Origin of the sequence: Billgrantia sulfidoxydans (assembly GCF_017868775.1) — a bacterium.
Classification (GTDB): domain Bacteria; phylum Pseudomonadota; class Gammaproteobacteria; order Pseudomonadales; family Halomonadaceae; genus Halomonas; species Halomonas sulfidoxydans.
On the sequence record NZ_CP053381.1, the window covers coordinates 2,878,384 to 2,903,141 of the forward strand.

Below are 24,758 nucleotides of genomic sequence, written 5' to 3' on the forward strand. Positions count from 1 at the left end.
GACCCTCACATCAGCACGATGTCGTACTGCTCCTGGGAGTAGTGGCTCTCGACCTGGAAGCGAATGGTCTTGCCGATGAACGCCTCCAGGTCGGCCACGGCCGCGGACTCCTCGTCGAGCAGCCGATCCACCACCGGCTGAGAGGCCAACACCATGTAGGTTTCGGCGTTGTAGGCGCGCTCTTCACGCAGAATCTCGCGGAAGATCTCGTAGCATACCGTCTCGGCGGTCTTCAGGGTGCCGCGGCCGCTGCAGGTGGGGCACGACTCGCACAGGGTCTGCTCCAGGCTTTCACGGGTACGCTTGCGCGTCAGCTGTACCAGCCCCAGCTCGGTGACGCCGGTGCACTTGGTCTTGGCGTGATCGCGCTCCAGCGCCTTCTCGAGCACCCGCAGCACCTGGCGCTGATGCTCCGGGTCCTCCATGTCGATGAAGTCGATGATGATGATGCCGCCGAGGTTGCGCAGGCGCAGCTGGCGGGCGATGGCGTTGGCCGCCTCGAGGTTGGTCTTGAAGATGGTTTCCTCGAGGTTGCGATGGCCCACGTAGCCGCCGGTATTGACGTCGATGGTGGTCATCGCCTCGGTGGGGTCGATCACCAGGTAGCCGCCGGACTTGAGCTGCACCTTGCGCCCCAGCGCCTTTTGGATCTCGTCCTCGACGCTGTAGAGGTCGAAGATCGGCCGCTCCCCGGGGTAGTACTCGATACGCGCCGAGGAATCCGGCATGAACTCCTCGGCGAACTCGAGCAGCTTGACGTAGTTCTCCCGCGAGTCGATGCGCACCTTCTCGATCTCGTCGCGCATCAGGTCGCGCAGGGTGCGGATGAACAGCGGCAGGTCGTCGTAGATGACACTGGGTGCCGGCGCGGTCACCTTGCGCTCGCTGACCTTGCGCCACAGCCGCAGGAGAAAATGCATGTCGGCATAGAGTTCCTCCTTGCCCACGTTCTCCGCTGCCGTGCGCACGATGAAGCCGCCGGTGATCTCGATCTCCTGCTCGGTCTGACAGAGCTCGAGCAGCTCGCGCAGACGCTCGCGCTCGCGCTCATCCTCGATGCGCTGGGAGACGCCATGATGGGGGGAGTCGGGCATGTACACCAGGTAGCGCGACGGCACCGAGAGATGGGTGGTCAACCGCGCTCCCTTGGTGCCGATGGGGTCCTTGGTGACCTGGACCACCAGAGCCTGGCCCTCGTGCAGCAGCTGGCCGATGGACGCCTGCTCCTCCGGCGGGGTGCCGGGCGGCATCACCTCGTGGGCATGGATGAAGGCCGCACGATCGAGGCCGATATCGACGAAGGCCGCCTGCATGCCGGGGAGCACCCGCACCACGCGACCCTTGTAGATATTGCCGACGATGCCGCGTCGGCGCGTCCGCTCGATCAGCGCCTCCTGCAGCACGCCATTCTCCACCACCGCCACGCGGGTTTCCATCGGCGTCAGGTTGATCAGTACTTCGCCGCTCATGCGGAGGTCCTTGTCCAGTTCAGTCTTCGCCGCATTATGACATAGTGATGCGGCTAGACAGCATTACCGACTGCGTGCCACAGCGGCACGCCCTGTCGTTCGAGCAGCCGCGCCGTCTCGAACAGCGGCAACCCGACCACCGCCGAGTGGCTGCCCTCGATGCGTTCGACGAAGATCGCCGCCAACCCCTGGATGGCGTAGCCGCCCGCCTTGTCGGCCGGCTCACCGGTAGCCCAGTAGGCCGCCATCTCCCTTTCGTCGATCCGGCGCATGCACACCCGCGTGGCCACGCAGGCGTCGAGCAGGCCGGCAGGCCCCGTCACGGCCACGGCGGTAAGCACCTCGTGAGCGCGCCCCGACAGCAGGCGCAGCATGGCGGCCGCCTCGGCGCGGTCGGCAGGCTTGCCGAGAATCCGGCCGTCGCATACCACGGCGGTATCCGAACCCAGCGTCGGCAGCGTGGTGAGCCGTCCTCCCGCCACCGCCTTGTCCCGCGCCAGACGCACGACATAGGCTTCCGGGCGCTCTCCGGCAAGTGGTGACTCGTCGATGTCGACCGGCCTCACTTCGGCCGCCACGCCAATGCTGGCCAGCAGCTCGCGCCGCCGCGGCGAGGCCGACGCCAGACACAGTACGGCAGGGCTCGACGCCTCGGTCATGGGAGCCGCTCCATCAGTCGTGACTCAGCAGGCGACGTTCCAGCGCCTGGAACATGGTGACCAGCCAAGGCCACAGCGCCGCGCCGATGAGCGATGGCAGCAGGAAGGCGAGGTGCATCGAGAAGGGGCCGAACAGGGTACGCAGCCACTGCTCGACCAGCTGCACCAGCCCCAGCAGCACCAGGATCAGCAGCGCCTGCTGGACCAGGGAGTAGGTGCGAAAGCGCGGATAGACCAGCGCCGAGAGGAAGGCCAGCAGCGACAGGGTCAAGGCGTTCTGGCCCAGCGGGGCGCCTTCGATGAGATCGAGCAGGATGCCGAGCACGAAGCCGTGCAGCACACCGACCCGGTCGGGCGTGGCCATGCACCAGTAGATCAGCATCAGGCCGAGCCAGTCGGGACGCCAGATCTGCCAGCCTTCGGCCAGCGGCATCACCTGCAGGCACAGCGCCAGGAGCAGGGTGACCCACACCCAGGCCAGAGGCGTTCGCGGTCCGCTCGGCATCAGCTCTGCTCCTCCGTGGCGGGAAGGAGGGAGGCGTCGACCTCGCCCCCCTCGCTCTCCTCGGGTTCGGGCAGTTCGCGATCCCACATCTCATCCTCCGGGACCGGCGCCGGCTCGGGCGGGAAGATCAGCAGGAAGTGTCGCGAACGCTGCAGGCGCGCCACCGGCTCGGCCGTCACCCGGGCGAAGGGCTGACCCGGGTCGTGCACCACCTCGGTGATTCTTGCCACCGGATACCCCGGCGGGAAGCGCCCGGCCAACCCGGAGGTCACCAGCAGATCCCCCTCGCGGATGTCGGCCGTGTCGGGCACGTGCACGACGCGCAGGGAGTCGTACTGGCCGCTGCCCTGCAGCACGAAGCGCAGCCCGTTGCGATTGACCTGGACCGGCAGCGCATGGCTGGCATCCGCCACCATCAGCACCCGGCTGGAGTAGGCCGAAACGGCCGTCACCTGCCCCACCAGCCCCGAGGCATCCAGCACCGGCTGGCCCACGTAGACGCCATTGCGACGCCCGCGATCGATCACCATCTGGTGGGTGAACGGGTCGGAGTCCAGGGAGAGCAGCTCGGCGGTGATGTACTCCGCCTCCGAGCGCGCCGCGGCACCCAGCAGCTCGCGCAGGCGCACGTTCTCCGCTGTCAGGCTCGACATGTGCTGCACCCGGTGCGACAGGTGCAGGATCTGCTCGCGCAGCCGGCGGTTCTCCTCCACCAGGCCACGCTGGTCGGAAAGCGCCAGCGACCCCCAGGCCAGAATGTCGCTGGGCACGGCGACCAGCCACTGGATCGGCGCCACGACGGTGGTCAGCTGCGCTCGGACCTCTTCCATACGGGTAAAGCGGTGATCGACGAACATCAAGGCAGAAGCGGCCACCGCACACAGCAGCATGCGGTAACCGGGCACAGAACCGTGCGAGAACAGCGGTTTAATAGACGTTCCCCCCGCACCGGGCGCAGCACGTCGGCTGGCCGCGCCTGTTCATCCGTCGATTCGCACTGGTAGGCGGTCTGGCGCCAGCGTCAGTCGCTCGAGAGCAGCTCGAAGGTGTGGCGATCGATCATCTCGAGCGCCTTGCCACCCCCACGCGCCACGCAGGTCAGCGGGTCTTCGGCCACGATCACCGGCAGGCCGGTCTCCTCGGCGATCAGCTTGTCGAGGTCGCGCAGCAGGGCGCCACCACCGGTCAGCACCAGGCCACGCTCGGCGATGTCGGAAGCGAGTTCCGGCGGTGACTGCTCCAGCGCGCTCTTGACCGCGGCGACGATCGAGGAGAGCGTCTCCTGCAGGGCGTCGAGAATCTCGTGGGAATTCAGGGTGAAGCTGCGCGGGATGCCCTCGGCCAGGTTGCGCCCGCGCACGTCGATCTCGCGCAGTTCGCCGCCGGGGTAGGCGCAGCCGATCTCCTCCTTGATGCGCTCGGCGGTGGCCTCGCCGATCAGGCTGCCGTAGTGGCGCCGCACGTAGGCGGAAATGGCCTCGTCGAAGCGGTCGCCGCCGACGCGGATCGACTCGGAGTAGACCACGCCGTTGAGCGAGATGATGGCGATCTCGGTGGTCCCGCCACCGATGTCCACCACCATCGAGCCCTGGGCGTCGTCCACCGGCAGGCCGGCGCCGATGGCAGCGGCCATGGGCTCCTCGATCAGGAACACCTCGCGCGCACCGGCGCCCTCGGCGGATTCCTTGATCGCGCGGCGCTCGACCTGGGTCGACATGCAGGGCACGCAGACCAGCACCCGCGGGCTCGGCGTCAGGAAGGTGCTCTGGTGCACCTTGCGGATGAAGTGCTGCAGCATCTGCTCGGTGACGGTGAAGTCGGCAATGACGCCGTCCTTCATCGGCCGAATCGCGGTGATGTTGCCCGGCGTACGGCCCAGCATGCGCTTGGCATCGGCGCCGACCGCGGCCACGCTGCGCATGTTGCCGGACTGGCGAATGGCCACTACCGACGGCTCATCGAGCACGATACCGCGACCGCGGACATAAATCAGTGTATTGGCCGTACCCAGATCGATGGAAAGATCGCTGGAGAACAGCCCCCTCAAGCGTTTGAACATGGACGTCGTTACCTAGTGCAGACCGGGGACCAGTGCGGAGGCAAACGGTATCATCGCGGCCCCCGTGCAGCAAGCGACATGGCGCCGCCGCGGGTGCGAGAAGAGTGCCCGCCACGCGCCGGATATGGTACCTTTTCCTGCTGTGCATAACACTCCCAATCCGTGCGAGGACACTCAGCTCATGGCGCTTGAACACGCAGACGTGCAGCGGGCCGCCCATCTGGCCCGCCTCGGCCTGACCGACGACGAAGCCGCCCGCTACGTGGACGACCTAGGCCGCATTCTCGAGATGGTCGACATGCTCCAGGGGCTCGACACCGAGGGCGTCGCGCCGCTGGCTCACCCGCTCGACGTCACCCAGCGCCTGCGCGCCGACGAAGTCACCGAAAGCGACCAGCGCGGCCGCTTCCAGCGCTGCGCGCCGGCCGTGGAGAACGGGCTCTACCTCGTGCCTCGCGTCGTCGAATGAGCCCCGACCGCCCGTCGGTCACCTCTGGACCCACTTTCTCTCTCACGGCACGCCTTCATGGAGCCATGCCGCATGCATGACAAGACCCTGGCCGAACTGGCCCGTTCGCTCGACGCCGGCGAGTTCTCCAGCCGCGAACTGACCCAGCACCTGCTGGGCCGCATCGACCGCCTCGACGGCGAGCTGAACAGCTTCGTCACCGTTACCTACGACCAGGCCCTGGCCGCCGCCGAGGCCGCCGACAAGGCGCGCGCCGCGGGCGAGACAGCCCCGTTGACCGGCCTGCCCCTGGCGCTGAAGGACATCTTCTGCACCCAGGACATCAAGACCACCGCCGGCTCGCGGATGCTCGACAACTTCATCTCGCCCTACGACGCCACCGTGGTCGAGAAGCTCAAGGCCGCCGGTACCGTCAGCCTGGGCAAGACCAACATGGACGAGTTCGCCATGGGCTCCTCCAACGAGAACAGCCATTACGGTGCGGTAAAGAACCCCTGGGATCTCGCCGCGGTACCCGGCGGTTCTTCGGGCGGCAGCGCGGCGGCGGTGGCCGCCGGCCTGGTGCCGGCTGCCATCGGCACCGACACCGGCGGCTCGATCCGCCAGCCCGCCGCCTTCTGCGGCATCACCGGACTCAAGCCCACCTACGGGCGGGTGTCGCGCTACGGCATGATCGCCTACGCCTCGAGCCTCGACCAGGCCGGCCCCATGGCCCGCTCCGCCGAGGACTGCGCGCTGCTGCTGGGGGCCATGGCCGGCCACGACCTGCGCGATTCCACCTGCGTGGCGCGCGGCGTGCCCGACTACACCGAGGAGCTCGACACGCCCCTCGCCGGCCTCAAGATCGGCCTGCCCCGCGAGTACTTCGGCGACGGCCTCGATCCGCAGGTGGAGGCGGCGGTGCGCGACGCCATCAAGGTGTACGAGTCGCTCGGCGCCAGCGTGCGCGAGGTGAGCCTGCCGCACACCCACTACGCGATCCCGGCCTACTACGTCATCGCCCCGGCCGAGGCCTCGTCGAACCTGTCGCGCTTCGATGGCGTACGCTTCGGTCATCGCTGCGACAACCCCGCCGACCTGATCGACCTGTACAAGCGCAGCCGCGCCGAGGGCTTCGGCGACGAGGTCAAGCGCCGTATCCTGATCGGCACCCATACGCTTTCCGAAGGCTTCTTCGACGCCTACTACAAGAAGGCCCAGCAGGTTCGCCGCCTGATCCGCCAGGACTTCCTCGACGCCTTCGAGGAGGTCGACGTGCTGATGGGCCCGGCCTCGCCCACGCCGGCCTTCGACCTCGGCGCCAAGAAGGACCCGGTCTCGATGTACCTGCAGGACATCTACACCATTGCCATCAACCTGGCGGGCATTCCCGGCATGAGCGTACCGGCCGGTTTCGCCGGCAGCCGCCCCATCGGGCTGCAGATACTGGGCAGCCACTTCACCGAGGCGCGCCTGCTCAACGTCGCCCATCAGTTCCAGCAGGCCACCGACTGGCACCGTCAACGCCCCGCCTTCGCCGAGGAGAACGCCTGATGCAATGGGAAACCGTGATCGGGCTGGAGGTCCACGTCCAGCTCGCCACCCGTTCGAAGATCTTCTCCGGCGCCTCCACCGCCTTCGGCGCCGAGCCCAACACCCAGGCCTGTGCCGTCGACCTGGGCCTGCCCGGGGTTCTGCCGGTGCTCAACGAGGCCGCCGTGGCCATGGCGGTCAAGTTCGGCCTGGCGATTCATGCCGAGATCCCCGAGGTTTCGGTCTTCGATCGCAAGAACTACTTCTACCCCGACCTGCCCAAGGGCTACCAGACCAGCCAGATGTACCAGCCCATTGTCGGTGCCGGTGTGGTCGAGATCACCCTGGATGACGGCACGACCAAGCCGATTCGCGTCCACCACGCGCACCTCGAGGAAGACGCCGGCAAGTCGCTGCACGAGGACTTCCATGGCATGACCGGCGTCGACCTCAACCGCGCCGGCACGCCGCTGCTCGAGATCGTCTCCGAGCCCGACATGCGCTCGGCGAAAGAGGCCGCCGCCTATCTGAAGGCGATCCACTCCATCGTCACCTATCTCGGCATCTCCGACGGCAACATGGCCGAGGGCTCGATGCGCTGTGACGTCAACGTCTCGGTGCGCCCCAGGGGACAGGAGGCCTTCGGCACCCGTGCCGAGATCAAGAACGTCAACTCCTTCCGCTTCGTCGAGCGTGCCATCGCCTTCGAGGTGGAGCGCCAGATCGAGCTGCTCGAGGAGGGCGGCAAGGTGGTGCAGGAGACGCGCCTGTTCGATCCCGAGCGCGACGAGACCCGCAGCATGCGCACCAAGGAGGAAGCCAACGACTATCGCTACTTCCCCTGCCCCGACCTGCTGCCGGTGGTACTCGACCAGGCCTATATCGACCACCTGCGCGACAACCTGCCGGAGCTGCCCGCCGAGAAGCGCGCCCGCTTCGAGAACGAGCTGGGACTCTCCGCCTACGATGCCAGCGTGCTCTCCGCCACCCGCGAGATGGCCGACTACTTCGACGAGGTGAGGGACGTCTGTGGCGATGCCAAGCAGGCCGCCAACTGGGTCCAGGGCGAACTCTCTGGAGCCCTGAACCGTGAGAACCTGTCGATCAAGGACAGCCCGGTGTCGGCCCGCCAGCTCGGCGAGCTGATTGTGCGGGTCATCGACGACACCATCAACGGCAAGGCCGCCAAGCAGGTGTTCCAGGCGCTGTGGAACGGTCAAGGTGCAAGCGCCGACGACATCATCGAGGCCCAGGGGCTCAAGCAGGTCACCGACAGCGGTGCCATCGAGGCGATGATCGACCAGGTCATCGCCGACAGCCCGGCCCAGGTGGCCCAGTACCGCGATGCCGAACCGGACAAGCGCGGCAAGATGATCGGTTACTTTGTCGGTCAGGTGATGAAGGCCTCGCGCGGCACCGCCAATCCGCAGCAGGTCAATGCGCTGCTGAAGGAAAAGCTGGACGCGCTCTGCTAGGTCACAAGGCGCTGTCGTGTCAGCGACAGCGCCGGCTCCCCACGACGAGGAAACAGCATGTCGGATGATGTAGGCACACGTCTGCGTGCGCTGCGCACCCTGCGCGGCATTTCCCAGCGCGAGCTGGCCAAGCGCTGCGGTGTCACCCACTCCAGCCTGTCGCTGATCGAACAGGGCAAGGTCAGCCCGTCGGTCAGTTCGCTGAAGAAGATCCTCGACGCCATCCCCATCAGCGTCGGCGATTTCTTCACCATGGACATGGAGAGCCGCAACCAGGTCTTCTACTCGGCCGAGGAACTGGCCGACGTGGGTAGCGGCGAAGTCGTCTACAAGCTGGTCGGCGCCAATCGCGCCAGCCGCGCCCTGGCCTTCATGATCGAGACCTACCCGCCCGGCGCCGATACCGGCCGCGAGATGATCGCCCACCAGGGCGAGGAGGCCGGCGTGGTGCTCGAGGGCGAGATCGAGATCACCATCGGCGCCGAGACCCGCCTGCTCGGCCCCGGCGAGGCCTATTACTTCGACACCAACGTTCCCCACCGCTTTCGCAACCCCGGCAGCGAAGCCTGCCGGCTGGTGAGCTGCTGCACGCCGGCGCGAACCTTCTAGCCTGACGGATCAGCACCACCCATCCTGTACAAGTTTTCGAGAACCTGCCCTTGCGGCAGGTTTTTTTTATTTCTATCCAAGCCAGAGAATATCGCGGTGGCTGCGAGGCTATGGCGCAAATAGCGTCAAATAATTGTACATTGTTTGTACAAGATATAGAGTGCGACTTGTACAACAAGAGCCCTCCCTACGAGCTCCTCCACGCAGAAGGAACGACAACCATGAAGGCCACGAACGCCAGCCTTGCCCGCCTCGGTATCCGCACTCGATTGCTTCTCGGTTTTTCCGCCGTGCTCGCCCTGATCGTACTGCTCACTGCCATCGGCATCGTGCAGGTCAACCGTATCGACCGCAGCCTCACCACCATCAACGACATCAATGGCGTCAAGCTGCGCCACGCCATCGACTGGCGGGGCAGCGTGCATGACCGCGCCATCCTGCTGCGCGACATGACCCTGGTCGAGACACAGCCGGAGTTGGCGGCGCTGCAGCGCGACTACCGGGCTCTGGCCGATGACTATCGACTCGCCGCCAACGGCATGAACGAAATGACGCGCGAAAGCGTCACGCCACGGGAGCAGGAGCTGCTTGCCGCCGTGGAGCGCCAGGCCGAAGCCACCCAGCGCATCGCGGCCGAAGTGATGGAACAGCGTGAACAGGGGAATTTCGCCGCAGCCAGGGAACGGCTGCTCAGCGCCGCCGGTCCGGCCTTCTTCGCCTGGCTCGACAGCATCAACGCCTTCATCGACCATCAGGAGGCCGAAAGCGCCGCCGATTCCGCCCTGGCACGCGATACCGCCGCCGGATTCCAGATGCTGATGCTGGCCCTGTGTCTCGCGGCAATGCTCCTGGGTGGCGGCATTGCCTATCTTCTCGCCCGCCAATTGCTGCGCGAGCTGGGCGCCGAGCCGCATGAGGTGCGCGCCTTTGCCGAGGCGATCGGCCGTGGAGAGCTGGCCACGGCCGGCCGCCTGCGCAAGAACGACGAACACAGCATCATGGCCGCCCAGGTCGGCATGGCACGCCAGCTACAGGAAATCGTCGCCCAGGTACGAGCCGCCGCCGAGGCAGTGGCCAGCAACAGCGAGCAGATCGCCGAAGGCAATACCGATCTCGCCTCGCGTACCCAGCAGCAGGCCAGCGCCCTGACGCAGACCGCCTCGGCCATGGAGGAGCTTAACGGCACCGTGGTTCAGAATACCGAGAACGCCGGCCAGGCCAGCCGCGAGGCCGAAAGCGCTTCGCACACGGCACGCCAGGGTGGCGTAGCGGTAGAGCAGATGGCGGCTACCATGAACGAGCTCGACAGGAGCGCCGGAGAGATCGCCAGCATCATCTCTACCATTGATGATATTGCCTTCCAGACCAATATCCTGGCGCTCAATGCCTCGGTGGAAGCGGCCCGGGCAGGTGAGCACGGGCGTGGCTTCGCCGTGGTTGCCGCAGAAGTGCGCAAGCTGGCCCAGAAGAGCGCCGATGCCGCCAAGGAGATCAATGAGCTGATCACCAGCAATGTGGAGCGTGTGAAGAGTGGCAACACCCGCGCCGCCGAGGCCCGCCAGGCCACCGAGGAAATCGTTGAAGCCATCGCACGAGTCAGCCAACTGATGCGCGAGATTAGCCAGGCCAGCGTCGAACAGAGTGCCGGTGTCCAGGAAGCCGGGACCGCCGTAGCCGAGATGGACAGGGTCACCCAGCAGAACGCTACGCTCGTGGGCGAGAGCGCCACGGCAGCCGACAACCTGCGCCAGCATGCGCGACAGCTGATGACGGCCATGGCAGCCTTCCAACTGCCGAACACTGCTCGCACCGATGGCCAAGGTGCGACGAACGAAGTGATGCTTACCGCACCACGGCCCATCATGCGCCAGTTGCAGCTCGCCGCGACGGAGCGTCAGCCGGAGTGGGCCAACTTCTAAGCCCCCGCTTGGCTGGGAATCCCTAGCTTCGTCCGCCCCCGTCAGGCAGCGCCTGGCGGGGGCGTTCAGCTTCGAGCTCCAGCCCGGCCCGCTCGACCAGCTCGGCGGGCAGCTCCTTCTTCACCGCCACCCCCAGTTCCTGGAATTCGGCGGCCTGCTTGATCAGGTTGCCACGACCGTTGACCAGTTGCCCCATGGCGCGGTCGTAGCTGTCGCGGGCGCCGTCGAGCTTCGCCTGCACCTCCTGCATGCTCTCGAGGAACAGGCGCAGCTTGTTGTAGAACCGCTCGGCACGATTGGCCAGCTCGGCGCTGTGGCGGCTCTGGTCCTCGAAGCGCCACAGCTGGCGCACGATGTTGAGGCTTGTCAGCAGCGTGGTCGGCGTGGCCACCAGCACGTTGTGCTCGATGGCGCGCTGGTAGAGGGTCTCGTCGTACTTGAGCGCCTCGACGTAGGCCGACTCCACCGGCACGAACATGATCACCACGTCCGGCGAGTTGAGCCCCGGCAGGTCGTAGTAGTGCTTGTCGGCCAGCTCATTGATACGCTCGCCCACCGCCGTGGCATGGGCCGCCAGGGCCAGCTCGCGTTCACGCTCGTCCTCGGCGTTGACGTAGCGCACGTAGGCGGCCAGCGACGTCTTGGCGTCGATCACCAGGTGGCGCCCCTGGGGCAGGTAGACCACCGCGTCGGGCCGCCGGCGCCCCTCGGCCGTGGTGAAGCTGACCTCGCGCTGGTAGTCCTTGCCAGAGCGCAGGCCGGAGCCCTCGAGCACGTTCTCGAGCATCAGCTCGCCCCAGTTGCCCTGCACCTTCTTCTGCCCCTGCAGCGCCTGGGTGAGGCGCTCGGCCTGGTCGGTGATCTCACGATTGAGCGCCTGCAGGTGCCTGAGCTCGGCGCGCAGCCCGGCGCGCTGCTCGGTGTCGTGGCGGTGGATCGTCTCGACCTTCTCGCGAAAGCCCTTCATCTCGGCCTGGATCGGCTGCAGCAGCCCGCTGATGCGCTGCTGGGAGAGTTCGGAGAAGGCGCGCCCCTTGCGTTCGAGAATCTCGTTGGCGAGGTTCTCGAACTCTTGGCGCAGCTGGTCGCGGCTGTCGCGCAGCAGGGCCAGTTGCGCCTCGAAGTGCTGCTGCTTCTGCTCCAGGGTGGTGGCCAGGCGCGCCTCGCGTACCTGCACCTCGCCCAGTTCGCGCTGAAGCTGCTCGAGGCGCTGCTCACGCTCGGTGAGCCGCTCGCGAAGCTCGGCGTGAATGGCCGCATGCCGCTCCCGCTCGACGCCGCGCTGCCGCCCGGCAAGCAGGCCGGCCAGGCCGAAGGCGAGCAGAAACGCCAGCAGCGCAGTCAGTGCCATGACGTAGCCCAGAGGAAGAGCGGCCAGCAGCGTGGTGAGATCGGTCAAGGGCATTCTCCTGCTGCAGCAAAGGGATAGCTCGCAAGTCTCCTCAATACCGCCGAGTTTGTCACGGCCTGCATCGCATCCCACCTGGCATCGTTCATCGTTTCTTCGTCCGCTCAGCCATCAACGAACGGCATCCAGGCGTCAACGCAGGGTCATGCTATCGTGAAAGCCAGGCTCTACTGACGCACCTACCCATGCTCGATTTCCTTGCCCGCTCCGAAAGCCATGCCTGGCACCAGCAGCTGGCTCGCCTGCTGCGCACGGCGGCGACTCCCGACTTCCCCGCCAGGCTCGATCAATCCCTGCGCGAGCTGGTGGGTCACGAAACCGTGCTGATCAACGCCTATCGGGGTCGTCGGCAACCGCTGCTGATCCACGACGACTACCCGCCACACCGCCACGAGCAGGGCGTCGAGCGCTACCTGAGCCAGGCCTATCTGCTCGATCCCTTCTTCGCCGCAGTGAGCAATGGCCTGGACCAGGGTGCCCATCGCCTGCGCGAGCTGGCCCCGGATCGCTTCGAAGCCAGTGAGTACTACGCCCACTACTATCGTGCCTTGGGCCTGGTCGATGAAGTCGGCATTTTCTGCCGGGTCGAGGCGGAGGTGGTGATCGCCGTGTCGCTCGGCTTCGGGACGAAGTCGCCACCCTTGACCCGCCGCGCGCTGCAGGCGTTGCGCTACGTATCGCCCATTGCCGAGGCCCTGCTGACCGAGTACTGGAAATGGCAGGGAAGTCAGTTCCAGCAGCGTCTCGCGGAGCAGGAACCGGTGGAAGCCGCGCTTGCCAGCTTCGGCGCCGCGGTGCTGACGGCAAGGGAACAGGAGATCGTGCGTCTGCTGCTGGCCGGCCATTCGACGAAATCGGCGGCCCGGGAACTCGACATCAGCGACGGCACCGTGAAGGTACACCGCAAGCACATCTATCAGCGTCTCGAGGTCTCCAGCCAGTCGCAACTGTTCCGGCTGTTCCTCGATCATGTGGCGCTGGTGTCGCGCCAGCAGGCGGTCTGAGACGCGAAAAAAAAGCCGGCCCCCCGGACATGGGGAACCGGCAAGTCGAGGATTTCCTAACAGGCGATGTCGGTAGCCTGTCGTGGTGAGCCCTCAGAGCGAAAGCGACATCCACACGCTCTTCAGTTCGGAATACTCCTCCAGGCTATGATGCGACTTGTCGCGCCCGTTGCCCGACTGTTTGACCCCGCCGAAGGGCATGGTCTGGTCACCGCCGGCCCAGTTGTTGACGAACACCTGGCCCGACTGCAGGCGCCGCGTCACGCGCAGGATGCGGTCGATGTCCTGGCTCCAGAGCCCCGCGGCCAGGCCGTAGGGCGTGTCGTTGGCCATGGCCACGGCCTCTTCCTCGCTGTCGAAGCCGAACACCGCCAGCACCGGGCCAAAGATCTCCTCGCGACCGATGGTCATGGTCGGGGTCACGCCGTCGAACACCGTGGGCGGGATAAAGTAGCCCGGCCCGTCGAGCGGCACACCGCCCGTCCTGAGCGTTGCCCCCTCCTCCACTCCCTGGCGGATAAAGTCCAGCACCCGCCGATATTGCGCTTCATCGACCATGGCGCCCATGAAGCTCTGCGGGTCCAGCGGGTCGCCCGGCTGCATGTTCTCGGCGGCTTTCAGCACCCGCTCGACGACGTCGTCGCGGATCGTGTTCTCCACCAGCAGCCGGGAGCCGGCGATGCACACTTCGCCCTGGTTGTGGAAGATCGCCGCGGCGGCGTGGCTGGCTACCCGGTCGAGGTCCTTGCAGTCGGCGAAGACGATGTTGGGCGACTTGCCGCCGCACTCCAGGTAGACCCGCTTGAGGTTGGATTGCCCGGCGTACTGCATCAGCTGCTTGCCCACCGCGGTGGAGCCGGTGAAGGCCAGGCAGTCGACCTCGTGGGAGAGCGCCAGGGCCTTGCCCACGGTGTGGCCGAAGCCCGGCAGCACCTGGAACACGCCCTGGGGCAGGCCGGCTTCCTGGGCCAGCTGGGCCAGGCGCAGCGCGGAGAGCGGCGACTTCTCCGAGGGCTTGAGGATCACGCTGTTGCCGGCGGCCAGCGCCGGGGCGATCTTCCAGGCGGTCATCATCAGCGGGAAGTTCCACGGCACGATGGCCGCCACCACGCCGATGGGCTCGCGCAGCACCAGGGCCAGGGTCTCCTCGCCGGTGGGCGCCACCTCGCCGTAGAGCTTGTCGATGCACTCGGCCTGGTAGCGAATGCAGCCGATGGCGCCGGCCATGTCGCCCAGCGAGCTCGAGATGGGCTTGCCCATGTCGAGGGTGTCGATCAGCGCCAGCTCGTGCTTGTGGGCCTCCATCAGGTCGGCCAGGCGCAGCAGGGTCTTCTTGCGCTTGGCCGGCGCCAGGCGCGACCACGCGCCGCCGGCAAAGGCCTGGCGCGCCGCCGCCACGGCGCGCGCGGCGTCGGGTTCGTCGCAGCTCGCCACCTGGGCGAGGATCTCGCCGGTGGCCGGATTGCGCGACTCGAAGGTGTCGCCGCTTTCGGCCGCGACGAAGGCGTCGTCGATGAAGGCCCGCGATTCGAAAGAAAGCTCGGCGGCCCGGGCCTGCCAGTCAGCCAGGGTGGTGGGTATCTCAATGCTCATGGCGTACTCCTTGACGGTTGGCGCGTTCCAGCAGGGCATCGCAGAGTACCTGGGCGCCCAAGGCGCAGTGCTCCGGCGTGGCGTACTCGGCCTCGTTGTGGCTGATGCCGTCGCGGCAGGGAATGAAGATCATCGAGGTCGGCGCCACCCGCGACACGTAGACCGAATCATGACCGGCACCGCTCATCATCCGCCGGTATGGCACCCCTTGGGCGCGGGCAGCGCGCTCGACGGCCTCGATACAGCCGGCGTCGAAGTTGACCACCGGCGACGCCCAGATGCGCTCGCTGGCCGCTTCCACGCCGAAGGCCTCGGCCGCGGCGGCCAGCTCCCGGTCATAGCGGGCCTCCAGGGCGTCCAGCTCACCCTCGTCGACATGGCGCAGGTCCACGCTCAGGCGCACCTCGCCGGGAATCACGTTGCGCGAGGGGCTGTCGATCTCCAAGCAGCCGAAGGTCACCTTGGTGGCGCCGCTGCCGTCCGCCATGGCCAGCGCCTGAAGGCGATCGATCAGGCGCGCCGCGGAGGCCAGGGCATCGTGGCGATAGCGCATCGGCGTGGGCCCGGCATGGGCCGACTGGCCCCGCAGGGTCACGTCGAACCAGCGCATGCCCTGCACGCCGGTGACCACGCCAATGGCCTCTTGCTCCTCCTCCAGCACCGGCCCCTGCTCGATGTGCAGCTCGAAGAAGGCATCGAGTCGCGGTTCGCCCACCGGCAGCTCGCCGGCGAAGCCGCAGGCGGACAGCGCCTCGCCGAAGGAGACGCCGTCGCGATCCTTGCGAGCCAGGGTCGACTCGACACTGAATTCGCCGGCATAGGTGCCGGAGGCCACCATGGCCGGGGCGAAGCGGCTGCCCTCCTCGTTGGTCCACACCACCAGCTCCAGCGGGCGCTCGGTGACGATGCCCCGGTCATGCAGGGTACGGAATACCTCGAGCCCCGCCAGCACCCCGAGGATGCCGTCGAAGCGTCCGCCCTTGGGCTGGGTGTCGAGATGGCTGCCGGTGGCCACCGGATCGAGGTCGTCGCGCTTGCCAGGGCGACGGAGAAAGAGATTGCCGACCCGATCGGTGCGCAGCGTGCAGCCGAGCGCCTCGCACCATTCGATCAGCAGGCGCCGACCGGCGGCGTCCTCCTCGGTCAATGCCAAGCGGAAGCTGCCGCCGTTTTCCGTGGGACCGATCTCGGCCATGGCCATCAGGCTCGACCAGAGCCGCTGGCCGTCGATGGAAACGCTCATGCAGGTTGCCTCCCTTTGTCTTTATACCCCAACCCTAGGCCGACCCGTCGCGGAACCGATATACCCCAATCAGGATATATTCCCCGCTTCCGCCCCCTCGCTAGTCTGGCCCTGACCTCAACGCAGCACACTCCAACAACGACATCGGACACGCGAGGCCGACCATGACCACCGCTACCCGTACTCCGCCCCGGCCCCTTGATGCCCAGGCGCTGTGGCAGAAGGACAGGGACCACTTCATCCACCCCTTCACCGACTTCAGCCTGTTCCACGACAAGGGCTGCGATCTGATCGTCGACAGCAACGGCATCTACGTGGAGGACATCCACGGCAACCGCTTCATCGACGGCATCGCCGGCCTGTGGTGCGTCAACGTGGGTCACGGCCGCGCCGAGATCGGCCAGGCCATGGCCGAGCAGGCCACCCGCATGGCCTACTTCTCCACCTTCAACAATCTCTCCAACGCCCCGGCGGCGGAGCTCGCCGCCAAGCTCGCCGAGCTGGCCCCGGCAAACCTCAACCACGTCTTCTACAGCTGCGGCGGCTCGGCGGCCAACGACGCCACCGTCCGCCTGGTGCACTACTACTTCAACCGCCTGGGCAAGCCGAACAAGAAGCGTATCCTGTCGCGCCACAACGCCTACCACGGCACCACCTACCTGGCCGCGAGCCTGACCGGCATCGAGAGCAACAACTGGGGCTTCGATACCCTGGATCATCTGGTCACCCACCTGAGCGAGGCCAACCTCTATCGCCGGCCGAAGGGGATGAGCGAGGCGGAGTACTGTGACCATCTGGTGGCCGAGCTCGAGGAGACCATCGAGCGCATCGGCGCCGAGCACATCGCCGCCTTCATCGCCGAGCCGATCATGGGCGCCGGCGGCGTGCTGATGGCGCCTCGGGGCTACCACGCCCGCATGCAGGCGGTGTGCCGCGCCCACGAGATCCTCTACATTGCCGACGAGGTGGTCACCGGCTTCGGTCGCCTGGGTCACTTCTTCGCCTCCGAGGCGGTGTTCGATACCCAGCCGGACATCATCAACTGCGCCAAGGGGCTGTCGTCGGGCTATGCGCCCCTCGGCGCCACCCTGATCTCCGACGAGATCTACGAGGTGCTGGGCACGCCCCAGCGCAAGGGCGGCGTGCTGAGCACCGGCTTCACCTATTCCGGCCATCCGGTGAGCTGCGCGGCGGCGCTCAAGAACATCGAGATCATGGAGCGCGAGGGGATCTGCGCCAACGTACGCGAGGTGGGCCCCTACCTGGAGCGGCAGCTCAAGACGCTCTCGCATCATGCAACCGTCGGCGACGTGAGGGGCAGCCACTTCATGCTGGCCATCGAGAACGTCGCCGACAAGGCCTCCAAGGCGCTGCTGCCGGTGGAGGCACGGGTCGGCGACCGGGTCGCCGCCGAGGCCCAGAAGCGCGGCCTGATCATTCGCCCGGTGGGCCACCTCAACATCATCTCGCCGCCGCTGATCTGGGATCGTGCCGTGGTGGATCGCGTAGTGGCGATCCTCGACGAGGCCTTCACCGCGACCACGACATCGCTACGCCAGGACGGTTACCTGTAACCCGCCGGCAGCCGCCGCATGCGCATGCATGACCCGACATTTCCCGGCGGGTCCAGCCATCGTGCTATGTACAACAACAAAGGTGAACGACCATGACACACTCTCCTTCGGGCCCGACGGCCCACCCCCAAAGCTTCGGCAGCGCCACCAAGGGCGGCCTGCTGTTTCTCGGTGTCGTGCTGATTGCCAGCCTCGGCGGCTTCGCACTGTTCGACGGCGACGACTACGGCATCTACAGCCTGCTGCCCACCGCCGTGGTGCTGGGCATGGCCATCTTCACGCGACGCACCATCGAATCGCTGCTCGCGGGCGCCCTGGTCGGCCTGCTGATGGTCGACCCCACCAGCGTGGTCTCCCAGGGCTCCGACATCCTGCTCGGGGTGCTGGGCAACGATACCGTCACCTGGATCATCCTGGTCTGCGGCCTGTTCGGCAGCCTGATCGCCCTGCTGGTCAAGACCGGCGGCGTGCTGACCTTCGGCGATGCCGTCACCAGGCATATCCATAGCCGCCGCCAGAGCCTGCTGGCCACTTGGCTGCTGGGCCTGGTGATCTTCGTCGACGACTATCTCAACGCCCTGGCGATCAGCGCGTCGATGAAGAAGATCACCGATCGCTTCAACATTTCGCGCGAGAAGCTCGCCTACGTGGTGGACTCCACCGCCGCGCCGATCTGCATCCTGGTGCCCTTCTCCACCTGGGCAGTGTTCTTCGCCGGCCTGCTGGAGGAGAACGACATCGCCGGCAACGGCATGAACCTCTACATCGAGGCGATTCCCTTCATGTTCTACGCCTGGGTGGCCGCCGCCCTGGTCCCCCTGGTGGCTCTGGGCTGGATCCCCGATCTCGGCCCGATGAAGACCGCCGAGGCCCGCGCCGCGGCCGGCCAGCCGATTCCGACGGGCATCGACGACAGCGCCCTGGAAGCGGCAGACGACGGACGCAAGCGGCCGCACCTGCTCAACTTCCTGCTGCCCATCGTCACGCTGATCTTCTTCACCTGGTACTACGATATCGACATCCTGCGCGGCGTGATCGTGGCGCTCGCCGTGACCCTGGTACTGATCGCCAGCCAACGGCTGCTGAGCTTCCACGATACCTTCGACACCGCGCTCGACGGCTTCAAGGCGATGATCATGCCGCTGGGCACCCTGGTGGCCGGCTTCACCCTCAAGGAGGTCAACGACGCCCTGGGGCTCACCGACTATGTGATCAGCACCGTGCAGCCGCTGATGACGCCGGGAATGCTGCCGGCAGTGGTCTTCGTCACCATGGCCTTCCTGGCGTTCGCCACCGCCTCCTTCTGGGGGCTGTTCGCCGTGGCCATGCCCATCGTGCTGCCGCTGGCGGCCAGCCTCGACGCTCACATGCCGCTGGTGGTCGGCGCCCTGATCTCGGCCAGCGCCTTCGGCAGCCACGCCTGCTTCTACGGCGACTCGACGGTACTCTCCGCCCAGGGAGCCGGCTGCACGCCCATGGCCCACGCCCTGACCCAGCTGCCCTACGTGCTGATCGCCGCCGCCATCGCCGCGTGTATCTTCCTGCTGGCGGGGCACCTGTGAGGCTTGTCATGAACGTACCGATGATCGACACCGTGCTGGACGAATCGACACCTCGGGCGCTGGGCTTCGCCATGCCCGCGGAGTTCGCCCCCCACGACGCCTGCTGGATGCTGTGGCCCCAGAGACCCGATACCTGGCGCTTCGGGGCCAAGCCGGCCCAGCAGGCCTTCGTCGAGGTCGCCACCGCCATCTCTGAAAGCGAGACGGTCTACGTCGGCGTCAATGACGACCAATACGAGAATGCCCGCCATCAGTTGCCCGCCCACGTGCGGGTGGTGGAACTCTCCAGCAACGATGCCTGGATGCGCGACGTGGGGCCGACCTTCCTGACCCACCCGGACGGACGCCTGGCCATGGTGGACTGGGAGTTCAATGCCTGGGGCGGTCTCAAGGGCGGGCTCTACTTCCCCTGGGACAAGGACAAGCGCATCCGCACCAAGATCGCCGAGATGCTCGGCATCGAGCGCTTCAAGGCGCCGGTGGTGCTGGAGGGGGGCGCCATCCATGTCGATGGCGAGGGCACGCTGCTGACCACCGAAGAGTGCCTGCTCAACCCCAACCGCAACCCCGGCCTGAATCGCGCCGGGATGGAGCGGGTGCTGCACGAGACACTGGGTGTCGACAAGATCATCTGGCTACCGCGTGGCTGCTACCTGGACGAGACCGACGGCCACATCGACAACCTCTGCTGCTTCGTCGCCCCCGGCGAGGTGGTGCTGAGCTGGTGCGATGACGAGACCGATCCCCAGCACGCCATCTGCCGGGAAGCTCTGCAGGTGCTGGAATCGTCGACCGATGCCAAGGGCCGCAAGCTGCTTGTGCACAAGCTGCCCCAACCGGGTCCGCTGTTCATCGAGGAGGACGAGGCCAGCGGCATCGACCGGCTGAGCAGCTCCCATCCGCGGCGCCCCGGCGACCGCATGGCCGGCTCCTACGTCAACTTCTTCATCGGCAACTCGGTGGTGGTGATGCCGCTGCTGGACCCGACCCGGGACGAGCAGGCTCGCGCAATTCTCCAGGGGCTGTTTCCCGGCAGGCGGGTTGTCGGCGTGCCGGCCCGGGAGATCCTGCTCGGCGGTGGCAATATCCATTGCATCACCCAGCAGCAGCCCAGGACGAGCGGCTGGCCTAGGTGAACGCCAGCCACAGGGTGGCCGCCCCCCAAGCCATCAGCACGAACCCCAGGCCCCGGCTCAGCCAACGGCCGGCCGGGGCCAGCTTTTCGATCAACACCCACAGCGCCAGACCGGCCACCCAGACCAGGTTCATGACGCCGCCGACGAACAACAGCAGCATCAGCACCCAGCAGCAACCGACGCAGTAGAGACCGTGCCGCAGCCCCATGAGGAAGGCACCGCTCGCCCCTTCACGCCAGTGTGTCAGCACGAACTCCAGCGGTGAACGGCAGTGGTGCAGGCAGGCCTCCTTCAGCGGCGTCCACTGATAGAGGCCGGCGGCGATCAGCACCGTGGCGGCCGCCACCAGGCTGCTCATCGCCATGGCCGGCGACAGCAACGCGGCACGTTCCAGCATGGACTGCAACGCCACGGCCAGTACGCTGAACAGCGCCCAGGTCGTCAGGTACCCCAGGGCGAAGATTCCAGTGGCCGCAGCGCCTTGGCCCTGCCCGCGGCGTCGCCGTGACAGGGTGGCATGGAGCAGGAGCATCGGCGCGGCACCGGGCAGCATCATGGCGGCCATCATCACCATCCACATGACCAGCAGCAGCGCCGTCTCGGCTGGCGTTCGCACTTCCGGCTCCATGGGCATCAGCATGGCCCCCATGCGCGCCATCGAGGCGGCCTCCAGGAGCAGGTAGCTCCAGGCCAAGGCGATGACGACGCCAAGCCCGCCAAGCACCAGCAGGCGGTCGCGTCGCAGCGCGGCTTCCAGCGCGGAAGACTCCATCGCACCTGTCCCGAGTCGGCTCGCTAGGCCGCCACGCCCTGGGGCGTCTGCACCACGTACGCCAGGGTGCTATGCGATCCGTGGGTGGAAAAGTCGATCGCTCCATGGCTCTCGATGCTCGCCGAGGCGATCTCACCCTCGATATGCTCGAAGCCCTCGGGCATCACCACCCGGATGCGGTGCGGTGCACCGGTCACCGGGTTCTTGATCGGCTCGACAGCGCTCTCCAGGACCCCGGGAACGCCCAGGCGCGCCCTTCTGGCCTCCTGGTCGAACTCGAACGCGATCGGCGCGAAGATGGGATCGTGCATCCGGGTCACGATCAGGTTGAAGATATGGAACAGCGTGCCCTCATCCGAATGCTCCCCGGACATGATGGTGAACAGCGCCTCTCGCTGCTCCGCCGTGGCCCGCTCATCGATGATCGGCTGCGCCTCGCCGTTGCCTTCATGAAGCGGCCCGGGGAAATGCACGACGACGAAGAAGCCCAGGCCATCCAGGCGGGTCTCCTCGAAGAAGCCGTCATCGATCAGCATGCCCAGGAACCCGCGACATTCGCCGTGGGTGGGGGGTGCATTGAAGTCGCAGGGACAACCGTACGCACAGCTGCAGTTCTTGAGCCATCGCCCTTCGAGACGCCAGTTTGCCTTGGCCATGACGCTGCCCTCTCTTCTTGTTGCCAACAGAGGAATACCGTCCCTGGGCCGCCTCGCTCCCTGCTCTTTTCCTCGAAGTCTAGTGGGCGCCAGCCGGGCCGGCAGGGCCTCGCACGCTCAATCGGCGTCAGGCTCGGGGCTGAATTTTCTGGGCACCGCGACCGAGCCGGGGCTAAGGAGGCGCCTGCGCTTCGCGGCATGCCGTGGCCGGCAGTCGCGGTGCCTCTGCTCAGGGAGCCAGATCGATCCACACGCTCTTGAGCTCGGAGTACTCCTCCAGGCTGTGGTGCGACTTGTCGCGCCCGTTGCCCGACTGCTTGACCCCGCCGAAGGGCATGGTCTGGTCGCCGCCGGCCCAGTTGTTGACGAACACCTGGCCCGACTGCAGGCGCCGCGTCACGCGCAGGATGCGGTCGATGTCCTGGCTCCAGAGCCCCGCGGCCAGGCCGTAGGGCGTGTCGTTGGCCATGGCGATGGCCTCTTCCTCGCTGTCGAAGCCGAACACCGCCAGCACCGGGCCGAAGATCTCCTCGCGACCGATGGTCATGGCCGGGGTCACGCCGTCGAACACCGTGGGCGGGATGAACAGCCCCGGGCCTTCCAGCGACTGGCCGCCAGTGCGCAGCCGCGCACCCTCCTCCACGCCCTGGCGGATGTAGTCGAGGATACGCCGATGCTGGGCCTCGTCGACGATGGCGCCCATGAAGCTCGCAGGGTCCAGCGGGTCGCCCGGCTGCATGCTCTCGGCGGCCTTGAGTACCCGCTCGACGACCTCGTCGCGGATCGCATTCTCCACCAGCAGCCGGGAGCCGGCGATGCATACCTCGCCCTGGTTGTGGAAGATCGCCGCGGCGGCGTGGCTGGCTACCCGGTCGAGGTCCTTGCAGTCGGCGAAGACGAGATTCGGCGACTTGCCGCCGCACTCCAGGTAGACCCGCTTGAGGTTGGATTGCCCGGCGTACTGCATCAGCTGCTTGCCCACCGCGGTGGAGCCGGTGAAGGCCAGGCAGTCGACCTCGTGGGAGAGCGCCAGGGCCTTGCCCACGGTGTGGCCGAAGCCCGGCAGCACCTGGAACACGCCCTTGGGCAGGCCGGCTTCCTGGGCCAGCTGGGCCAGGCGCAGCGCCGAGAGCGGCGACTTCTCCGAGGGCTTGAGGATCACGCTGTTGCCGGCGGCCAGCGCCGGGGCGATCTTCCAGGCGGTCATCATCAGCGGGAAGTTCCACGGCACGATGGCCGCCACCACGCCGATGGGCTCGCGCAGCACCAGGGCCAGGGTCTCCTCGCCGGTGGGCGCCACCTCGCCGTAGAGCTTGTCGATGCACTCGGCCTGGTAGCGGATGCAGCCGATGGCGCCGGCCATGTCGCCCAGCGAGCTCGAGATGGGCTTGCCCATGTCGAGGGTGTCGATCAGCGCCAGCTCGTGCTTGTGGGCCTCCATCAGGTCGGCCAGGCGCAGCAGGGTCTTCTTGCGCTTGGCCGGCGCCAGGCGCGACCACGCGCCGCCGGCAAAGGCCTGGCGCGCCGCCGCCACGGCGCGCGCGGCGTCGGGTGCGTCGCAGCTCGCCACCTGGGCGAGGATCTCGCCGGTGGCCGGATTGCGCGACTCGAAGGTGTCGCCGCTTTCGGCCGCGACGAAGGCGTCGTCGATGAAGGCCCGCGATTCGAAAGAAAGCTCGGCGGCCCGGGCCTGCCACTCGGCCAGGGTGCGGGGGGATGGCGTACGGCTCACGATCGGGACTCCTCTCTTGAAGGTGACTCTGCCGCCTGTTTTCGTGCGACCAGCCGCCGCTCGGTATCGTCCAGCGCTTGTCGGGCCAGGCTCACCAGTTCGTCGATCTCGGCGCGGGAGATGACCAGCGGCGGTGAAATGATCATCGTATCACCCACCGAGCGCATCACCAGGCCAAGCTCAAAGCAGATGTCGCGACACAGGGTGCCGGCACCGAGCGATTTGTCGAAGCGCCCGCCGGTGTCGGGGTCGACCAGCTCCAGCGCACCGATCAGGCCCAGCGAGCGCACCTCACCCACCAGCGGATGCTCAGCCAGGGTGGCCCAGCGCTCGGCAAGGTAGGGACCAATGTCGTTGCGCACCCGCTCGACGACGCCCTCGGCCTGCATCAGCTCGAGATTCTTCAGCGCCACGGCGGCGCACACCGGATGGCCCGAGTAGGTGAAACCGTGGAAGAATTCACCGCCGCGCTCGATCAGCGTCTCGGCGACGCGGTCGCCCACCAGCACGCCACCGATCGGCAGGTAACCGGACGAGAGCCCCTTGGCAATCGGCATCAGGTCGGGCGCGAGGTCGTAATGCATGCTGCCGAACCACTCCCCCAGGCGGCCGAAGCCGCAGATCACCTCGTCCATCACCAGCAGGATGTCGTACCTGGCCAGCACCTCCTTGACCGCCGGCCAGTAGCTCTCCGGCGGGATGATGGCACCTCCCGCCCCCTGCACCGGCTCGGCGATGAAGGCGGCGACATTCTCCTCGCCGAGCTCGAGAATCTTCGCCTCGAGGGCCGCGGCGCACTCGCGACCGAAGGTTCCAGGATCCTGGCCCGCCGGCCGCCCTTCCCCAAACCAATAGGGCTGGCGCACATGGGTTATCTTCGGCACCAAAGGGCCGCCCTGGCCGTGCATCGGCGCCATGCCGCCGAGGCTCAGGCCGGCAACCGTCGAGCCGTGATAGGCGTTCTCGCGCGCGATGATCCACTGCTTGTCGGGCTTGCCTTCCAGCGCCCAGAAGCGGCGCACCATGCGCAGCACGGTATCGTTGGCCTCGGAGCCCGAGCCGGTGAAGAACACGCGGTTCATGTGCGCCGGCGCCAGCCGGCACAGCGCCTCGGCCAGCTTCACTGCCGGTGGATGGGTACTCTTGAAGAAGTTGTTGTAGTAGGGCAGTTCGCGCAGCTGCGCGGTAGCCGCCTCGACCAGTTCCTCGCGGCCGTAGCCCAGGTTGACGCACCACAGCCCGGCCATGGCGTCGAGGATGCGATGGCCCTCGCTGTCGTGAATGTAGACCCCCTCGGCGTGGGTGACGATACGGCTGCCCTCCTCCGCCAGTGCCTTGAAGTCGGTGAAGGGGTGCAGGTGGTGGTCACGATCCAACTGGCGGTAGGCCTGGGTCTGCATGG

General features: G+C 67.0%; 21 protein-coding genes. 9 read left to right on the plus strand and 12 right to left on the minus strand.

The annotated features are described in order from the left end of the window. Positions 1-5: 5 nt before the first annotated feature. The 5 genes from rng to HNO51_RS13360 all read right to left on the minus strand — a co-directional run bounded on the left by rng (position 6) and on the right by HNO51_RS13360 (position 4,692). The gene (gene rng, locus HNO51_RS13340; RefSeq protein ID WP_197447818.1) at positions 6-1,469 is read right to left on the minus strand and encodes a ribonuclease G; all 1,464 of its coding nucleotides are present in this window, start codon (positions 1,467-1,469) and stop codon (positions 6-8) included. Positions 1,470-1,522: 53 nt separating this feature from the next. Next, positions 1,523-2,128 carry a Maf family protein gene (locus HNO51_RS13345; protein WP_197447819.1) on the minus strand — a complete coding sequence of 202 codons (606 nt, stop codon included), beginning with the start codon at positions 2,126-2,128 and terminating at the stop codon, positions 1,523-1,525. Positions 2,129-2,141: 13 nt separating this feature from the next. Beyond that, the gene (gene mreD, locus HNO51_RS13350) at positions 2,142-2,633 is read right to left on the minus strand and encodes a rod shape-determining protein MreD (protein WP_197447820.1); all 492 of its coding nucleotides are present in this window, start codon (positions 2,631-2,633) and stop codon (positions 2,142-2,144) included. After that, positions 2,633-3,523 carry a rod shape-determining protein MreC gene (gene mreC, locus HNO51_RS13355; protein ID WP_197447821.1) on the minus strand — a complete coding sequence of 297 codons (891 nt, stop codon included), beginning with the start codon at positions 3,521-3,523 and terminating at the stop codon, positions 2,633-2,635. The genes mreD and mreC overlap by 1 nt, the downstream gene beginning before the upstream one ends. A gap of 131 nt (positions 3,524-3,654) precedes the next feature. Beyond that, on the minus strand, positions 3,655-4,692 hold the full coding sequence (locus HNO51_RS13360) for a rod shape-determining protein (RefSeq protein ID WP_104201758.1): 1,038 nt from the start codon (positions 4,690-4,692) through the stop codon (positions 3,655-3,657). 181 nt (positions 4,693-4,873) lie between these two features. Between HNO51_RS13360 and gatC the strand changes: the two genes are divergently transcribed. The 5 genes from gatC (at position 4,874) to HNO51_RS13385 (ending at position 10,676) form a co-directional block, all read left to right on the plus strand. Further along, a complete protein-coding gene (gatC, locus tag HNO51_RS13365; protein WP_197447822.1) occupies positions 4,874-5,161 on the plus strand; it encodes an Asp-tRNA(Asn)/Glu-tRNA(Gln) amidotransferase subunit GatC in 288 nt (95 codons plus the stop codon). Positions 5,162-5,233: 72 nt separating this feature from the next. Further along, the gene (gene gatA, locus HNO51_RS13370) at positions 5,234-6,694 is read left to right on the plus strand and encodes an Asp-tRNA(Asn)/Glu-tRNA(Gln) amidotransferase subunit GatA (RefSeq protein ID WP_197447823.1); all 1,461 of its coding nucleotides are present in this window, start codon (positions 5,234-5,236) and stop codon (positions 6,692-6,694) included. Continuing rightward, positions 6,694-8,148 carry an Asp-tRNA(Asn)/Glu-tRNA(Gln) amidotransferase subunit GatB gene (gatB, locus tag HNO51_RS13375; protein ID WP_197447824.1) on the plus strand — a complete coding sequence of 485 codons (1,455 nt, stop codon included), beginning with the start codon at positions 6,694-6,696 and terminating at the stop codon, positions 8,146-8,148. The genes gatA and gatB overlap by 1 nt, the downstream gene beginning before the upstream one ends. A 57-nt stretch (positions 8,149-8,205) precedes the next feature. Then, positions 8,206-8,757, plus strand: coding sequence for a cupin domain-containing protein (locus tag HNO51_RS13380; protein WP_197447825.1), 552 nt, complete (start codon positions 8,206-8,208; stop codon positions 8,755-8,757). Positions 8,758-8,978: 221 nt separating this feature from the next. Next, on the plus strand, positions 8,979-10,676 hold the full coding sequence (locus HNO51_RS13385) for a methyl-accepting chemotaxis protein (protein ID WP_209537631.1): 1,698 nt from the start codon (positions 8,979-8,981) through the stop codon (positions 10,674-10,676). 22 nt (positions 10,677-10,698) lie between these two features. Here HNO51_RS13385 and HNO51_RS13390 read toward each other — a convergent pair whose 3' ends face one another. Continuing rightward, positions 10,699-12,075 carry a DNA recombination protein RmuC gene (locus tag HNO51_RS13390; RefSeq protein ID WP_209537632.1) on the minus strand — a complete coding sequence of 459 codons (1,377 nt, stop codon included), beginning with the start codon at positions 12,073-12,075 and terminating at the stop codon, positions 10,699-10,701. A gap of 194 nt (positions 12,076-12,269) precedes the next feature. Between HNO51_RS13390 and HNO51_RS13395 the strand changes: the two genes are divergently transcribed. Continuing rightward, positions 12,270-13,088, plus strand: coding sequence for a helix-turn-helix transcriptional regulator (locus tag HNO51_RS13395; protein ID WP_111414303.1), 819 nt, complete (start codon positions 12,270-12,272; stop codon positions 13,086-13,088). Between the two features lie 93 nt (positions 13,089-13,181). Here the strand turns inward: HNO51_RS13395 and HNO51_RS13400 are convergent, their stop codons facing one another. Together HNO51_RS13400 and HNO51_RS13405 are read right to left on the minus strand one after the other, a co-directional pair. Beyond that, the gene (locus HNO51_RS13400; protein WP_209537633.1) at positions 13,182-14,681 is read right to left on the minus strand and encodes an aldehyde dehydrogenase; all 1,500 of its coding nucleotides are present in this window, start codon (positions 14,679-14,681) and stop codon (positions 13,182-13,184) included. After that, positions 14,671-15,924 carry a M20 family metallo-hydrolase gene (locus HNO51_RS13405; protein ID WP_209537634.1) on the minus strand — a complete coding sequence of 418 codons (1,254 nt, stop codon included), beginning with the start codon at positions 15,922-15,924 and terminating at the stop codon, positions 14,671-14,673. The genes HNO51_RS13400 and HNO51_RS13405 overlap by 11 nt, the downstream gene beginning before the upstream one ends. Positions 15,925-16,088: 164 nt before the next feature. Between HNO51_RS13405 and HNO51_RS13410 the strand changes: the two genes are divergently transcribed. From HNO51_RS13410 to aguA, 3 genes are all read left to right on the plus strand, one after another. Next, complete coding sequence (locus HNO51_RS13410; RefSeq protein ID WP_209537635.1) at positions 16,089-17,498, plus strand: aminotransferase; 1,410 nt, start codon at positions 16,089-16,091, stop codon at positions 17,496-17,498. 92 nt (positions 17,499-17,590) lie between these two features. Continuing rightward, complete coding sequence (locus tag HNO51_RS13415; protein ID WP_209537636.1) at positions 17,591-19,060, plus strand: Na+/H+ antiporter NhaC family protein; 1,470 nt, start codon at positions 17,591-17,593, stop codon at positions 19,058-19,060. An 8-nt stretch (positions 19,061-19,068) separates the two neighbouring features. Continuing rightward, on the plus strand, positions 19,069-20,196 hold the full coding sequence (aguA, locus tag HNO51_RS13420; RefSeq protein WP_242597118.1) for an agmatine deiminase: 1,128 nt from the start codon (positions 19,069-19,071) through the stop codon (positions 20,194-20,196). Here aguA and HNO51_RS13425 read toward each other — a convergent pair. The 4 genes from HNO51_RS13425 to HNO51_RS13440 form a co-directional block, all read right to left on the minus strand. Beyond that, the gene (locus HNO51_RS13425; protein ID WP_209537637.1) at positions 20,189-20,968 is read right to left on the minus strand and encodes a DUF2182 domain-containing protein; all 780 of its coding nucleotides are present in this window, start codon (positions 20,966-20,968) and stop codon (positions 20,189-20,191) included. The genes aguA and HNO51_RS13425 overlap by 8 nt on opposite strands. A 23-nt stretch (positions 20,969-20,991) precedes the next feature. Next, positions 20,992-21,624 carry a DUF1326 domain-containing protein gene (locus tag HNO51_RS13430; protein ID WP_209537638.1) on the minus strand — a complete coding sequence of 211 codons (633 nt, stop codon included), beginning with the start codon at positions 21,622-21,624 and terminating at the stop codon, positions 20,992-20,994. Positions 21,625-21,853: 229 nt separating this feature from the next. Then, on the minus strand, positions 21,854-23,359 hold the full coding sequence (locus HNO51_RS13435; RefSeq protein WP_209539238.1) for an aldehyde dehydrogenase: 1,506 nt from the start codon (positions 23,357-23,359) through the stop codon (positions 21,854-21,856). Beyond that, positions 23,353-24,756 carry an aspartate aminotransferase family protein gene (locus HNO51_RS13440; RefSeq protein ID WP_197447828.1) on the minus strand — a complete coding sequence of 468 codons (1,404 nt, stop codon included), beginning with the start codon at positions 24,754-24,756 and terminating at the stop codon, positions 23,353-23,355. Before HNO51_RS13440 ends, HNO51_RS13435 begins: the two co-directional genes overlap by 7 nt. Positions 24,757-24,758 lie beyond the last annotated feature (2 nt).

Excerpts from the sequence above, each read along its gene's own strand:
- HNO51_RS13430 (WP_209537638.1), bottom strand. The coding sequence starts at position 21,624 with ATGGCCAAGGCAAACTGGCGTCTCGAAGGGCGATGGCTCAAGAACTGC.
- gatC (WP_197447822.1), top strand. The coding sequence starts at position 4,874 with ATGGCGCTTGAACACGCAGACGTGCAGCGGGCCGCCCATCTGGCCCGC.
- HNO51_RS13440 (WP_197447828.1), bottom strand. The coding sequence starts at position 24,756 with ATGCAGACCCAGGCCTACCGCCAGTTGGATCGTGACCACCACCTGCAC.
- HNO51_RS13395 (WP_111414303.1), top strand. The coding sequence starts at position 12,270 with ATGCTCGATTTCCTTGCCCGCTCCGAAAGCCATGCCTGGCACCAGCAG.
- HNO51_RS13415 (WP_209537636.1), top strand. The coding sequence starts at position 17,591 with ATGACACACTCTCCTTCGGGCCCGACGGCCCACCCCCAAAGCTTCGGC.
- mreD (WP_197447820.1), bottom strand. The coding sequence starts at position 2,633 with ATGCCGAGCGGACCGCGAACGCCTCTGGCCTGGGTGTGGGTCACCCTG.
- HNO51_RS13400 (WP_209537633.1), bottom strand. The coding sequence starts at position 14,681 with ATGAGCATTGAGATACCCACCACCCTGGCTGACTGGCAGGCCCGGGCC.
- HNO51_RS13410 (WP_209537635.1), top strand. The coding sequence starts at position 16,089 with ATGACCACCGCTACCCGTACTCCGCCCCGGCCCCTTGATGCCCAGGCG.
- gatB (WP_197447824.1), top strand. The coding sequence starts at position 6,694 with ATGCAATGGGAAACCGTGATCGGGCTGGAGGTCCACGTCCAGCTCGCC.
- HNO51_RS13385 (WP_209537631.1), top strand. The coding sequence starts at position 8,979 with ATGAAGGCCACGAACGCCAGCCTTGCCCGCCTCGGTATCCGCACTCGA.
- HNO51_RS13425 (WP_209537637.1), bottom strand. The coding sequence starts at position 20,968 with ATGGAGTCTTCCGCGCTGGAAGCCGCGCTGCGACGCGACCGCCTGCTG.
- HNO51_RS13360 (WP_104201758.1), bottom strand. The coding sequence starts at position 4,692 with ATGTTCAAACGCTTGAGGGGGCTGTTCTCCAGCGATCTTTCCATCGAT.
- aguA (WP_242597118.1), top strand. The coding sequence starts at position 19,069 with ATGAACGTACCGATGATCGACACCGTGCTGGACGAATCGACACCTCGG.
- HNO51_RS13380 (WP_197447825.1), top strand. The coding sequence starts at position 8,206 with ATGTCGGATGATGTAGGCACACGTCTGCGTGCGCTGCGCACCCTGCGC.
- HNO51_RS13405 (WP_209537634.1), bottom strand. The coding sequence starts at position 15,924 with ATGAGCGTTTCCATCGACGGCCAGCGGCTCTGGTCGAGCCTGATGGCC.
- mreC (WP_197447821.1), bottom strand. The coding sequence starts at position 3,523 with ATGCTGCTGTGTGCGGTGGCCGCTTCTGCCTTGATGTTCGTCGATCAC.
- HNO51_RS13345 (WP_197447819.1), bottom strand. The coding sequence starts at position 2,128 with ATGACCGAGGCGTCGAGCCCTGCCGTACTGTGTCTGGCGTCGGCCTCG.
- rng (WP_197447818.1), bottom strand. The coding sequence starts at position 1,469 with ATGAGCGGCGAAGTACTGATCAACCTGACGCCGATGGAAACCCGCGTG.
- gatA (WP_197447823.1), top strand. The coding sequence starts at position 5,234 with ATGCATGACAAGACCCTGGCCGAACTGGCCCGTTCGCTCGACGCCGGC.